At 69.3% G+C, this 13308-nt stretch carries 12 protein-coding genes; 5 read left to right on the top strand and 7 right to left on the bottom strand.

Annotation, left to right across the window (positions count from 1 at the left end; all coding sequences use genetic code 11):
• Window positions 1-22: 22 nt before the first annotated feature.
• Window positions 23-1114, top strand: a complete 1092-nt coding sequence (locus YWM_RS0102385) for a glycosyltransferase (RefSeq protein WP_028849370.1) — start codon at window positions 23-25, stop codon at window positions 1112-1114.
• Window positions 1115-1297: 183 nt separating this feature from the next.
• Here the strand turns inward: YWM_RS0102385 and YWM_RS0102380 are convergent, their stop codons facing one another.
• The gene (locus YWM_RS0102380; protein ID WP_211232405.1) at window positions 1298-2308 is read right to left on the bottom strand and encodes a glycosyltransferase family 2 protein; all 1011 of its coding nucleotides are present in this window, start codon (window positions 2306-2308) and stop codon (window positions 1298-1300) included.
• A 116-nt stretch (window positions 2309-2424) separates the two neighbouring features.
• Between YWM_RS0102380 and YWM_RS0102375 the strand changes: the two genes are divergently transcribed.
• The gene (locus YWM_RS0102375; protein WP_028849368.1) at window positions 2425-3750 is read left to right on the top strand and encodes a UDP-glucose dehydrogenase family protein; all 1326 of its coding nucleotides are present in this window, start codon (window positions 2425-2427) and stop codon (window positions 3748-3750) included.
• A gap of 68 nt (window positions 3751-3818) precedes the next feature.
• Complete coding sequence (locus YWM_RS21820; protein ID WP_245565884.1) at window positions 3819-5063, top strand: LCP family protein; 1245 nt, start codon at window positions 3819-3821, stop codon at window positions 5061-5063.
• Between the two features lie 279 nt (window positions 5064-5342).
• Here YWM_RS21820 and pafA read toward each other — a convergent pair whose 3' ends face one another.
• Window positions 5343-6701, bottom strand: a complete 1359-nt coding sequence (gene pafA, locus YWM_RS0102365) for a Pup--protein ligase (protein WP_028849366.1) — start codon at window positions 6699-6701, stop codon at window positions 5343-5345.
• Between the two features lie 80 nt (window positions 6702-6781).
• Between pafA and YWM_RS0102360 the strand changes: the two genes are divergently transcribed.
• Entirely contained in the window at window positions 6782-8272 is a 1491-nt protein-coding gene (locus YWM_RS0102360; protein WP_169720953.1) for a bifunctional phosphatase PAP2/diacylglycerol kinase family protein, read from the top strand.
• On the opposite strand, the gene YWM_RS21815 is transcribed toward YWM_RS0102360, so the two are convergent.
• The 5 genes from YWM_RS21815 to dop form a co-directional block, all read right to left on the bottom strand.
• Window positions 8263-8856: a TIGR03086 family metal-binding protein gene (locus tag YWM_RS21815; RefSeq protein ID WP_043659112.1), complete on the bottom strand. Its 594-nt coding sequence runs from the start codon at window positions 8854-8856 to the stop codon at window positions 8263-8265. The two genes, YWM_RS0102360 and YWM_RS21815, sit on opposite strands and share 10 nt — an antisense overlap.
• The gene (gene prcA / locus YWM_RS21810) at window positions 8856-9647 is read right to left on the bottom strand and encodes a proteasome subunit alpha (RefSeq protein ID WP_084612137.1); all 792 of its coding nucleotides are present in this window, start codon (window positions 9645-9647) and stop codon (window positions 8856-8858) included. Before prcA ends, YWM_RS21815 begins: the two co-directional genes overlap by 1 nt.
• 47 nt (window positions 9648-9694) lie before the next feature.
• The gene (prcB, locus tag YWM_RS0102345) at window positions 9695-10537 is read right to left on the bottom strand and encodes a proteasome subunit beta (RefSeq protein WP_028849364.1); all 843 of its coding nucleotides are present in this window, start codon (window positions 10535-10537) and stop codon (window positions 9695-9697) included.
• A gap of 5 nt (window positions 10538-10542) precedes the next feature.
• Entirely contained in the window at window positions 10543-10749 is a 207-nt protein-coding gene (locus YWM_RS0102340; RefSeq protein ID WP_028849363.1) for a ubiquitin-like protein Pup, read from the bottom strand.
• A gap of 93 nt (window positions 10750-10842) precedes the next feature.
• Window positions 10843-12345, bottom strand: coding sequence for a depupylase/deamidase Dop (dop, locus tag YWM_RS0102335; RefSeq protein ID WP_028849362.1), 1503 nt, complete (start codon window positions 12343-12345; stop codon window positions 10843-10845).
• Window positions 12346-12446: 101 nt separating this feature from the next.
• Here dop and YWM_RS0102330 point away from each other — a divergent pair, with 101 nt between their 5' ends.
• Window positions 12447-13193, top strand: coding sequence for a GntR family transcriptional regulator (locus YWM_RS0102330; RefSeq protein WP_028849361.1), 747 nt, complete (start codon window positions 12447-12449; stop codon window positions 13191-13193).
• Window positions 13194-13308: the final 115 nt, after the last annotated feature.

Genomic DNA, 13308 nt, shown 5'->3' with positions numbered 1-13308 from the left:
GCAGACGTTTTCAGGAGAGTTCGTGCACGTTCTGGTCGTGACGGTGGTCCACAACCCGTCGGACGCACGCATCCGCTTCCGCCAGATCCGCGCGCTGTTGGAGGCAGGCCACCAGGTCACGTACCTGGCACCGTTCGAGCGCTTCGGCACCCCGCTGCCGCAGGACGAGGGCGTCGAGAACCTGACGGGCGTCTCGATCCCTCGCGCCGAGGGGCGCAAGCGGGTCGGCGCGCTGCAGGCGGCGCGGGCTGCGGTGGCCGAGCACGCGCCGGGCAAGGACATCGTGTTGATGCACGACCCGGAACTGGTGCTGGCGGTGGCGCGGCTGAAGAACCTGCCGCCGGTCGTGTGGGACGTGCACGAGGACACCGCGGCGACCATGACGCTCAAGCCGTGGCTGCCCAAGCCGCTGCGGCCGCTCGGCGTGCGCTTGGCCAAGTACATCGAGCGATACGCCGAGCAGCACTACCACCTGATCCTGGCCGACGACGGGTACCGGGAGCTGTTCCGTGGCGAGCACCCGGTCGTGCCCAACACCACCTACGTGCCCGAGGACGTGCCGGAGCCCGGCGACGAGCGCGTGATCTACGTGGGGCACCTGACCAGGGCACGCGGCACCGAGGAGATGATCGAGGTCGGCAGGCTGCTGCGCGGCAAGGTGCGGGTCGAGCTGGTCGGTGACGCCGACGGCGAGATGAAGCCGCTGGTGCAGCGGGCGCACGACGAGGGTGCGGTCGTCTGGCACGGCTTCCTGCCGAACAAGCAGGCGCTCGAGCTGGTCCAGGGTTCCCTGGCCGGCCTGTCGTTGCGCCACGACGAGGCGAACTACCGCAACTCGTGGGCGACGAAGGTGATCGAATACATGGCGCACGGGGTGCCGTGGGTCTCCACGCCCACTCCTCCGGCCCCGGAACTCGCGGAGAAGTTCGAGGCAGGCATCGTCACGCCGTTCGACGACCCGAAGGCGGCCGCCGAGGCGGTCCTGCGGCTGCGCGACGACGCCGAGCTGCGGGTGGGGATGGCCAAGCGGGGCCACGACGCCGCATTGGCGGAGTACAACTGGCGTGTCGACGAGAAGGCGTTCGTCGCCCAGCTGGAGACCTGGGCCCGCTGAGGCGGCCGACTTCAGCTCGGAGATCTGGGCCCGGTGAGGCGGGTGGTCTCGCTCACTGCGACTGCCGTGACTGAGGCCAGGATCCCGACCACCCTTCGCAGCTGCCCGGCCTGCGAGGTCAAGCCGGCCGACCGACAGTCCGGTCCATCGCGCCTGCGACGTCGGCCGACTGCCCGTACTGCCCTACTTGAGATCGCGGGGGCTGAAGATGAACCCTGCACCCCAGGACGTGTGCATGGTCGCGCACACGACCGGCAGCATCACCTTGGACTTCAGCGGCAGCTTCCGACCGACGATCAGCGAACCCGCGACGACGGCCGCCACGTAGCCGCCCGGGATCAGAAAGCCCGGCCAGAACCCGGCCGCACCGGCGATCGTGCCGCCGACGATGCCCAGCAGCGCCAGCGGTGGCGCGAGGTAGCGCAGGTTCACCGTGTCGCTGTGCCGCCGCACGACTTCACGGCGCCACTGCCCGGTGCGGAAGTACTGCTTCGCCAACGCCTTCACGTTCGGCCGTGGCCGGTACGACACCTTCATCCTGGGCGTGAACCACACCGTCCCGCCTGAGCGCCGCAGCCGGTAGTTCAACTCCCAGTCCTGGGCACGCCGCATACCCTCGTCGAAGCCGCCGACGCGCTCCAGCGCCGAACGGCGGAACGAACCCAGGTACACCGTCTCCGCGGGGCCCGCCTCGCCACCGACGTGGAAGCGAGCACCGCCGACGCCCAACCAGCTGTTCGTGGCGCACGCGACGGCCTTCTCGAACGGTGTGGTGCCTTCGGCGAACATGATGCCGCCCACGTTGTCGGCGCCGGTCTCCTGCAGCACCTCGACGGCCGTCCGCACGTAGTCCGGCGGGAGCACGGCGTGCCCGTCGACACGGACGATGATGTCGTACTTGGCGTCCTTGATCGCGCGATTGAGCCCAACCGGAGTAGCGCCCGCGGGATTCGGCACCGTGCGCATGCGGCCGTCCGCGGCGGCCAGTTCGGCGGCGATGGCGTCGGTGGCGTCGGTCGACGGACCCAGCGCCACGACCAGCTCCAGCTCACCGGGGTAGTCCTGCTGCAGCACCGCTTGCACCGCAGAGGCGAGGTGACGTTCCTCGTTCAGCACGGTCATGATGACCGAAACACCGGGATACTCCACCGCGTCCTTGCCGGCGGCGCCGCGCTGCTCGGGTTGGTTGCTCATGGTGTCACGAACCATACCTGCCCGTAGCCGAGTTTCGCGGCACGACCCACCCCGGGCGCATGGTGACCAAGGGTGGCGGAGATACTATCGCGCGCGAGCAGACCTAGGGAGATGTATTGGCACCGCGAAAGCTCAAGATCACGGTAATCGGGACCGGCTACCTCGGCGCGACACATGCGGCGTGTATGGCCGAACTCGGATTCGAAGTGCTCGGCGTGGACGTCGACGAGGCCAAGGTCGCTGCGCTGCAGGAGGGCCGGGTGCCGTTCTACGAGCCCGACCTCGAGCCGCTGCTGCGCAAGCACCTGGAGTCGCAGACGCTGCGGTTCACCACCTCCTACGAGGAGGCGGGCAAGTTCGGTGACGTGCACTTCCTGTGTGTCGGCACGCCGCAGCGGCACGGCGAACTGGCGGCGGACCTCAGCTACATCGACTCCGCCTTGGAGGCGCTTGCTCCGCACCTGAGCAAGGACAGCCTGGTGGTCGGCAAGTCCACCGTCCCGGTGGGCACCGCGGACCGGCTGGCCCGCAAGCTGGCCGAGCTGGCGCCGAAGAACGTCAAGGCCGAGCTGGCCTGGAACCCGGAGTTCCTCCGGGAGGGTTACGCGGTCAACGACACGCTGCGCCCGGACCGGCTGGTCGTCGGGGTCCGGTCCGCCGAGGCCGAGCAGACGCTGCGCGCGGTGTACGCGGAGGCCATCGGCAACGGCACGCCGTTCATCGTGGCCGACTTCGCCACCTCGGAGCTGGTCAAGGTCGCCGCGAACGCCTTCCTGGCCACCAAGATCTCGTTCATCAACGCCATGGCCGAGGTCTGCGAGCTCGCCGGTGCCGACGTGACGATCCTGGCCGACGCGCTCGGCCACGACGACCGCATCGGTCGCAAGTTCCTCAACGCCGGTGTCGGCTTCGGCGGCGGCTGCCTGCCCAAGGACATCAGGGCGTTCATGGCCCGGGCCGGTGAGCTCGGCGCCGACCACGCGCTGATGTTCCTGCGTGAGGTGGACGCCATCAACATGCGCCGCCGGGTGCGTGCGGTGGATCTGGCACGTGAGTCGGTCGGCGGCACATTCATCGGCAAGCGCGTCGCGGTGCTCGGTGCGGCGTTCAAGCCGAACTCCGACGACATCCGGGACTCGCCCGCGCTGAACATCGCCGGGCAGATCCAGCTGCAGGGCGGCCACGTCACCGTGTACGACCCGAAGGCGATGGACAACGCCCGTAAGGCGTTCCCCACGCTCGGCTACGGCGCCTCCGCCATCGAGACCTGCCGCGACGCCGACATCGTGCTGCACCTGACCGAGTGGGCCGAGTTCCGGGAGATGGATCCGGAGATCCTCAACGACGTGGTGGCCAACCGCGTCATCCTCGACGGACGGAACGTGCTCGACGCGGAGCGGTGGCGCGCGGCAGGATGGACTTATCACGGTCTCGGCAGGTGATCCGTCCGGTCCTGCGCCGGCGGTGACGCTGACGCGTATCCGGACCGAAGCAGGCGGAGGGAGCACCGGTGCGTCGGGGCGCTGGAGTCTTCGCGGGTGTGGCGGGCAGGGTGATCGTCGCCCTGGTAGCCGTGGCTGTCCTCGGCGTCACGGGCTACGCCTGGTATGTCGTGCGCCATTTCAACGACCGTCTGGTCGTCACGGACGTCCTGGGCCCGGAGGCCGGCGGGGAGCGTCCACTGGACGGCACGGTGGACATCCTGCTGGTCGGCATGGACAGCAGGACGGACGCGCGCGGCAGGCCGTTGTCGGCCGAGCAGCGCAAGATGCTGCGGGTGAACGCCGACGAGGGTGAGGTCAACACCGACACGATCATCCTGCTGCACGTGCCCAGCGACACCAGCCGCGCGGTAGCCGTGTCGATCCCGCGGGATTCCTACGTCGACATTCCCGGATACGGCAAGCACAAGATCAACTCGGCGTACCCGCGCGGCCGGAACGTCGAGCGGGAGCGGTTGCTGGCCGCCGGGATGAAGCCGGGCCAGGAGTTGGAACGTCGTGCCCACCAGGCAGGCGCCCGGGTACTGCTGAAGACGGTGGAGAAGCTCACCGGGCGCACCATCGACCACTACGCGTCGCTGAATCTGCTGGGCTTCTACGACATCACCCAAGCGATCGGGGGCGTCGAGGTCTGCTTGAAGAAGCCGGTGCAGGACGTCAAGTCGCACGCGGACTTCCCAGCGGGTCGCCAGGTCATCTCCGGGCGCGACGCGCTGGCATTCGTCCGCCAGCGGCACGGCCTGCCGCGCGGCGACCTCGACCGGGTCGTCCGTCAGCAGGTGTTCATGACCGGACTGGTCCGGAAGACGCTGTCCACCGGCACGCTGACCGATCCGGCCAAGCTGAACAACCTCATCGAGGCGATCACCCGCTCGGTCGTGCTGAGCCGGGGCTGGGACATCATGGCGTTCGCGCAGCGGATGAGCACGCTCTCGGGCGGTCAGGTGGAGTTCCGCACCATCCCGGTCGGCAGCCTTGCGCTGCCGACACCGATGGACGGGGCCGCCGTCGAGGTCGATCCGCAGCAGGTTCGGCAGTTCATCGCGTCGCTGTCCGAGGACGAGGACGGCGAGGTAATCCCGCAGGTGGATGCGTCCTCGCGGCCCCCTCAGCCGTCCAGCCCGTCCGCTCCGCCGTCATCCGCTCCGCCCGGCGACGCTCCGCCGAGCTCCGCGCCGCCCGAGCAGGAACAGCAGCCGCCAGTCGGTGGCAGCGAGCCGATCACGGCCGACGAGGTTCCCTGCGTGAACTGACCGCTCAGCCGAGCAGCTGCGGTCTTACAACGGCGAAGGCGCGACACGATCCCGGTCCGCCGACGACGTCGGTCAGCGCGGGCCCTCCCCTCGCAGAACCGATCAGGCGCGCTCAGCCCCCGGACGGGGTTCGGTCGATCGCGGGCACTCCCCTTGCACGGCGCAGTCGGTGGGTGCGCCGGCCCTCCGCCGGCGTTCCGCCGATCGCGGGCACTCCCCGGGCGCGGCGCAGCCGGTGGGTGCGCCGGCCCTCCGCCGGCCGATTGCGGGCGGCTGTCCTCACAGACTGGCGATCAGCCGCTCGACCCGCTCGTCGACGTGCCGGAACGGGTCCTTGCACAGCACGGTGCGCTGCGCCTGGTCGTTCAGCTTCAGATGCACCCAGTCGACCGTGAAGTCACGCTGAGCGGCCTGCGCGGCAGCGATGAAGTCCCCGCGCAGCTTCGCCCTGGTGGTCTGCGGCGGGGTGTCCTTGGCCAGCTCGATCTCGCCGTCGTCGGTGACCCGCTTGACCAGCCCCTTGCGCTGCAGCACGTCGAACACGCCGCGACCGCGTCGGATGTCGTGATACGCCAGGTCCAGCTGCGCGATCCGCGGGCTGGACAGGTCCAGGTCGTACTTGCGCCGGTAGCGCTCGACCAGCCGGTGCTTGATCGCCCAGTCGATCTCGGTGTCGATCTTGCTGAAGTCCTGCTCCTCCACCGCGTCGAGCGTGCGGCCCCACAACTCCACGACCCGGTGAGTCGTCGGATCGGCGCCCGCGGCCTCGACGTGCTTGACCGCGCGGTCGTGGTACTCGCGCTGGATTTCCAACGCCGACGCCTCCCGGCCGCCTGCCAGCCGCACCTGCCGACGACCGGTCAGGTCGTGGCTGATCTCGCGGATCGCGCGGATCGGGTTGTCCAGCGTGAAGTCGCGGAACTGCACCCCTTCCTCGATCATCCGCAGCACCAGGTTCGCCGTGCCGACCTTCAGCAGCGTGGTCGGTTCCGCCATGTTCGAGTCGCCCACGATCACGTGCAGCCTGCGGTACCGCTCGGCATCGGCGTGCGGCTCGTCCCTGGTGTTGATGATCGGGCGGCTGCGCGTGGTCGCGCTCGACACGCCCTCCCAGATGTGCTCGGCACGCTGCGACAGGCAGAACACCGCACCGCGCGGCGTTTGCAGCACCTTGCCTGCACCGCAGATCAGCTGCCGCGAGACCAAGAACGGCAGCAGGACGTCGGCGATCCTGGAGAACTCGCCCGACCTGCCGACCAGGTAGTTCTCGTGGCACCCGTAGGAGTTGCCCGCCGAGTCGGTGTTGTTCTTGAACAGGTAGATGTCGCCGCCGATGCCCTCGTCGGCGAGCCTGCGCTCGGCGTCGACCAGCAGATCCTCCAGGATCCGCTCGCCCGCCTTGTCGTGCGTGACCAGCTGGACCAGATCGTCGCACTCGGCGGTGGCGTACTCCGGGTGCGAACCCACGTCGAGGTAGAGGCGTGAACCGTTGGACAGGAAGACGTTGGACGAACGGCCCCACGAGACGACCCGGCGGAACAGATACCGGGCAACCTCGTCCGGGGAAAGCCTGCGCTGACCGTGGAAGGTGCACGTGACCCCGAACTCGGTCTCGATGCCAAAGATCCGACGCTGCATTTCTTCATGCTAGGCGCTGTCACCGACTTTGCGGTGCGCTGTTGGGGGGGAGTCTCGGTTCCTGGGCTATGTTGCTCAGCGTGAAACTCCACCTGCGACGGCGGCTGGGCCGCGTCGGATCCCTCGACGAATCGTTGATGCGCCGCAGCGCGCAACTCCCGGAGGGACCGGCGGACGAAGTCCTCCGCGGGCTGTCCCGGGCCGCCGATCATTCGCTGTTGTGGTACGGGCTCGCCGGGCTGTTTGCCCTGCGTAAGGGCCCGTTGCGGCAAGCAGGGCTGCGCGGCGCGGTGGCCGTGACGGGCGCGAGTTTCCTGGCCAACGTGGTGGCCAAGCCGATGTTCCCGCGCAGGCGGCCGGCAGCCGTGCTGTTGCCGACCCGGCGCAGGCTGCGGAAGCGGCCCACGTCGTCCTCATTTCCATCTGGTCACAGTGCTTCGGCGGCCGCATTCGCGACCGCGGCCGCGATGGAATCTCCCCTCGCCGGCGCAGTCGCTGCGCCGCTTGCCGCAGCAGTCAGCTACTCCCGGGTGCACACCGGCGTGCACTGGCCGAGCGACGTGGCGGTCGGCGCTCTGATCGGCAGCGCGGCGGCATTGGGGACGCGCCACTGGTGGCCGGTGCGCCCCACCGACCCCGCCCACAGCGAACACCCTGCGGATGCGCCGGTGATGCCGGACGGCGAGGACATGATCGCCCTGGTGAACCGGAACTCCGGCGACGACGACGATGACCCGACCGCGCTCGCGCGGGTCGCGTGGCCGTTGGCCACGTTCATCGAGCCGGACAAGGACCAGGACATCACCGAGCAGATCCAGCGGCTGATCGACGAGCGGGCGGCGCAGCGGCGTCCGGTCCGCGCGCTGGCTGTCGCCGGGGGCGACGGCACGGTTGCCGCTGTGGCGTCGGTGGCTGCCGACAACAAGCTTCCGTTGGTGCTGATTCCCGCGGGCACGCTGAACCACTTCGCCCGAGACGTCGGTGTCCAGTCGGTGCGTGACGCCGACGACGCCACCGAAGCAGGCACCGCTGTCGGAGTGGACCTCGGTGAGGTCACGGCCTTCAGCGACGAGGGCGTCAACCGTCGCTGGTTCATCAACACCGCCAGCATCGGCGGCTACCCGGAAATGGTGCGGCTGCGCGAGGTGCTCGAGAAGCGCTACCCCAAGTGGCTCTCCGGGATGATCGCGATGGTCCGCACGCTTCGGCACGCCACCCCGATGCGGGTGCTGCTCAACGGCCAGGAGCACCTGATCTGGATGATCTTCGTCGGCAACGGCAGCTACCTGCCCAAGGGCTTCGCGCCCAGCCGCAGACCCGCGCTGGACTCCGGCAAGCTCGACGTGCGGTATCTGCGGGCCGACCTGCCCTACTCACGCGCTCGCTTCGTCCTGGCCAGCATCACCAACACGCTGGCCACCAGCCACGTCTACCGACAGTACGACCTGCCCGAGCTGGAAGTCCGCTTGCTGGACGGGAACCGGCGGGTCGCCACCGACGGCGAAGTCGGGCCGCTCGGGAACCACTTCGTGTTCCAGTCGCACTCCGACGCGCTGACGATCTACCGCTGACGCTGCGCCGGGCTCCACTGCGGATCGCGACCGGTCAGGCCGATGGTGCGGTCCAGCAGCGGTGCGTCCGGCGGCACCGGCACCGGCGGCCCGAACAGGCCCGGCGTGCCGTTCTCGTCTACCGTGCCGTCCAGCGAGGTGAACAGCGGACGAAGGCTCCGGTCATCGATGTCGTAGCGCTGACCGGTGGCCTTGGCCAGATCCCAAGTGTGCACGATCAACTCTTGCAGCGCGACGGTTCCCGCTGCCTGTGCAGGCAGCGAGATGCCACCGACCTCGGCATCGCCCTGCCATGCGGACGGTTCCCGCCACGCCGCGACGAGGTCGTCCAGCTGCCGGGCGAGATGGACGCGCCAGCCGTCGGGCAGCTCGGCCGCGGGCGCCGGATTCTCCGGTGGCGGGTTGTCCGAGGCGCGCGGATCCTTCTCCGCCGCCAGCCGGAACGCGACGGTCAACCCGAGTGCATGCGACAGCAGCCCGCTGACCAGGTATCTCTCGCAGGGCGTCGGGGCGGACAGCTGGTCGTCGGCGATCCCGTCGACGATCGTCGCCATGCGCTGCGCCGCGGGCGCCAGGTCGTGCATCAGCTGCTCTGGCCGTCGTTCTCCTGCTGCTGGCCGTCCTTCTGCTTGGACTGCTCCTTGCCCTTCGGTTGGTCGGGCTCCTTCTTGGGCCCACCGGACTCCGGACCGGGCCCCGGCAGCAACGCGTCCAGCGCGGCACCGCTGATGCGGCGGAACGCCCGGCCGGGACGGTGCCGGTCGAGCACCGCGACCTCGAGCTTGCCGAGCTCGTTGCCGTTGGACAGGCCGGCCTTGAGCCCCTGCACGGCCTGCGCGAAGGCCTCGGTCAGCTGCGCGCCCTCGGTGTAGACCTCCTTGAGCTTGCTGACCACCGGGTCGGTCTGACCACCCATCACCAGGAAGCTGGGCTCGTCGACGATCGACCCGTCGTAGGTCAGCCGGTAGAGCTGGTCCTCCTCCGGGGTCGCGCCGACCTCGGCGACGGCCAGCTCGACCTCGAACGGCTTGACCTGTTCGGTGAAGATCGCACCGAGCGTCTGCGCGTAGACGTTGGCCAGCTGCCGCGCGGACACGTCCCGCCGGTCGTAGGCATAACCCTGCAGGTCCACGTGACGGATACCCGCCCGGCGCAGGCTCTCGTACTCGCTGTACCGGCCGGCGGCGGCGAACCCGATCCGGTCGTAGATCTCCGAGATCTTGTGCAGCGTGGTGGACGGATTCTCGGCCACGAACAGCAGGCCGTCGGCGTACTTGAGCGCCACCACGCTCCGGCCACGCGCGATGCCTTTGCGGGCATACTCCGAGCGGTCCCGCATCAACTGCTCGGGCGAGGCGTAAATCGGCAACGTCACTGCGTGCTACTCCGTTCTTCCGTTGGCTGCGACCCTGGCCCGTGCTGTCACCGATTCGCCTCGCGAGCGGCCCGCCGCTCGGCCAGCACGGCCTCACAGGCCGCCTCGATCTGCTCCTCCGGCACGTAGGCCGCGCCCTCTTCGCCGGTGATGGTGACCACCTGGGGGTAGATCCTGCGCACGGTGTCCGGCCCGCCGGTGGCGGCGTCGTCGTCCGCTGCGTCGTACAGCGCGGCCACGGCCGTCTTCACGGCCTTCTCGGCGTCGGCGTCGGGGTCGTAGAGCTTCTTCAGCGCCGACTTGGCATACGGCGAACCCGAGCCGATGGAGTGGAAGCCTGCCCGCTCCTCGTACCGGCCGCCGGTGACGTCGAACGAGATGATCCGGCCCGCTCTGGCCGGATCCGGGGCGTCGGTGTCGAACCCGGCGAACATCGGGACCGCGGCCAGCCCCGCCATCGCGACGTCGAGGTTCGAGCGGACCATGTTGGCCAGCTTGTTCGTCTTGCCGTCCAGCGACAGCGAGACGCCCTCGATCTTCTCGTAGTGCGCCAGCTCGACGGCGTACAACCGCACCATCTCCAGCGCGATGCCCGCGGTACCCGCGATGCCCACCGCGGAATAGGCGTCCGTGATGTAGACCTTCTCCAGGTCGCGTGCCGCGATCGTGTTGCCCGCGGTCGCCCGCCGGTCGCCGGCGATGACCACCCCGCCGGAAAACGTCAACGCGACGATGGTGGTGCCGTGCGGAGCCTGCAACGCCGTCGCGTCACCGAGTTGCCTGCGTGCCGGCAGCAAGTCCGGCGACTGTGCCCGCAGGAACTCGGTGAACGACGACGTGGACATGCTCAAATAGGCCGGCGACAGCGGCCCGGCTTGCGGCTGATCCATGCGTCTTACTGTCCGCCCTTCTGCACGTATGCCCGCACGAAGTCTTCGGCGTTCTCCTCCAGGACGTCGTCGATCTCGTCCAGGATCGTGTCGACGTCCTCTCCAATCTTCTCCAGGCGCTCCTGCCCCGCGGAGCCACCCTCACCACCGGGCTCCGGGCCCGGATCGTAGTCTTCCTCTTCGCGGTGCTTTTCGATCTTCTCCTGAGCCATTGCGCCTCCCGGTACGAATGGTCCTGACGTCAGACTACCTACGAGGACCGTCGAAGCGGACCATCCGACTGATCACGGTTGGCCATCCGCACATCACGTGGTCAGCGCCTTCACCAGCTCCTCGGCCGTGTCCGAGGTGTCCAGCAGCTGCCCGACGTGCGACTTCGTGCCCCGCAACGGCTCCAAGGTCGGGATCCGGACGAGCGATTCGCGCCCGATGTCGAAAATAACCGAATCCCACGATGCGGCCGCGATCGACGATGCGTACTTCTCCAGCGCCCGGCCGCGGAAGTAGGCCCGGGTGTCGTGCGGCGGCTTGGTCATCGCCGCCTGCACGTCCTGCTCGTCCACCAGCCGCTTCATCGACCCGCGGGCCGCCAGCCGGTTGTACAGGCCCTTGTCCATCCGCACATCGGAGTACTGCAGGTCGATCAGGTGCAGCCGGGGCGCGCCCCAGTTCAGCCCGTCGCGCTCCCGATAACCCTCCAGCAGGCGGAGCTTGGCCACCCAGTCCAGCCGGTCGGCGCACTCGTTCGGGTCGCGCGCCAGCGCGTCGATGATCTCGCCCCACATTCGCAGCACGGTGCGGGACTCCTCGGACTGCTCGATCTGGCCGCGTTCGGCGCACTCCGACGCCCGCTCGTGGTAGGCCCGCTGCAGGTCGAGCCCGGTGAACCACCGGCCGTCGGCCAGCTCCACGGTCGCCTTGAGCGTGGGATCGTGGCTGATCTGCCGGACCGCCCGCACCGGCTCGCGCAGGCGCAGGTCCTCGAACGACAGACCGGCTTCGATCATGTCCAGCACCAGCGCGGTGGTGCCGAGTTTGAGGTAGGTGGAGTACTCCGACATGTTCGCGTCGCCGATGATGACGTGCAGCCTGCGGTACTTGTCGGCGTCCGCGTGCGGCTCGTCACGGGTGTTGATGATCCCGCGCTTGAGCGTGGTCTCCAGCCCGACCTCGACCTCGATGTAGTCCGCGCGCTGGGACAGCTGGAAGCCGTCCTCCTCGCCCTGCTGACCGATCCCCACCCGGCCGGAGCCGACGATGACCTGCCGGGAGACGAAGAACGGGGTCAGCCCGCTGATCACCGCGGTGAACGGCGTCGCCCGCGCCATCAGGTAGTTCTCGTGCGTGCCGTAGCTGGCGCCCTTGCCGTCGACGTTGTTCTTGTACAGCTGCAGGCGCGGTTGACCGGGTACGGACGCAGCCTTGATCGCCGCCGTCTCCATCACCCGCTCCCCCGCCTTGTCCCAGATGACCGCGTCGCGCGGGTTGGTGACCTCGGGCGTGGAGTACTCCGGGTGCGCATGGTCGACGTACAACCGGGCCCCGTTGGTCAGGATCACGTTCGCCGCCCCCAGGTCGTCCACATCGGGCTCCTGGGGCGGCTGACCGGGCCCGGTCAGGTCGAAGCCACGCGCGTCACGCAGCGGGGACTCCACCTCGTAGTCCCAGCGCGCACGGCGTGACCGTGGGATGTCCACCGCCGCCGCGTAGGCGAGCACGATCTGAGTCGAGGTCAGTACCGGGTTGGCGGTGGCATCTCCCGGAACGGCAATGCCGTACTCCACCTCGGTTCCCATGATCCGGCGCATGCCTCCACCCTACGGCCTGTCCGCCAGGGGGACACGTAGCGACGGCCCGGGACGGACAGGGCATTCTGTGCTACGACAATTCCGCACCACCGGGAGAGCCGTTGACGTCCGACGAAGCCGCGCCTGCCGCAGGGCGGGCCCGCGCCCCGAAGTACTGGGGCCTCAAGCAGCGGCTGCTGCGCATGCTGGACACGCTGGAGCCCGGCACCGCCATCCCGACCGAACGGGCGCTGGCGATGCAGTTCGGAGCCTCCCGCACCACCGTCCGGCAGGCGCTGGCCGACCTGACGGTGGAGGGCCGGGTACGTCGCGTCCAGGGCAGCGGCACGTTCGTGGCCGAACCGAAAGTGGCCCAGCGGTTACAGCTGTCCTCCTACACCGAGGACATGCAGGCGCAGGGCCGCGAGCCGTCCTCCCGACTGCTCGCCGTGGACGACCTCCCTGCGGACACCGAGCTGGCCGAACGGCTGGGCATCCGACGCGGCGAGACCGTGCTGCGGGTGCGCAGGCTGCGGCTGGCCGACGACGAGCCGATGGCGGTCGAGATCACCCACCTGGCGAATTCGCGTTTCTCCGGGCTGCGCAGGCACCTGCGCGCGGGCAAGTCGCTGTATCAGACCCTGCGCGAGCGATACGGGGTCGAGCTCGGTCACGCGGAGGAAACCATCGAGACCGCGTTGGCCGGCCCGGAGGAGGCCCACGAACTCGGCGCCGACATCGGCATGCCGATGCTGCTGCTGACCCGGCACTCGTTCGACACCGACGGCAACCCGGTGGAGTGGGTGCGTTCGATCTACCGCGGCGACCGGTACAAGTTCGTCGCCACGCTGGACCGGCCGCGCTCCTGAGCGGTCGCGTTCCCCGGCACGGTCCCGCCGGATCGCAAAGCTGGAGGAGCGGCGCGTCCAGGACGCGGTGCGGATCGCACCGAGCGGGACGGCGCCCAGCCGCGGCAACTTGGTG

Source organism: Thermocrispum municipale DSM 44069, from assembly GCF_000427825.1.
Taxonomy (GTDB): Bacteria; Actinomycetota; Actinomycetes; order Mycobacteriales; family Pseudonocardiaceae; genus Thermocrispum; species Thermocrispum municipale.
The sequence above is the reverse complement of the archived record's forward strand: the minus strand, read 5'-3'. Positions and strand labels throughout refer to the sequence as shown.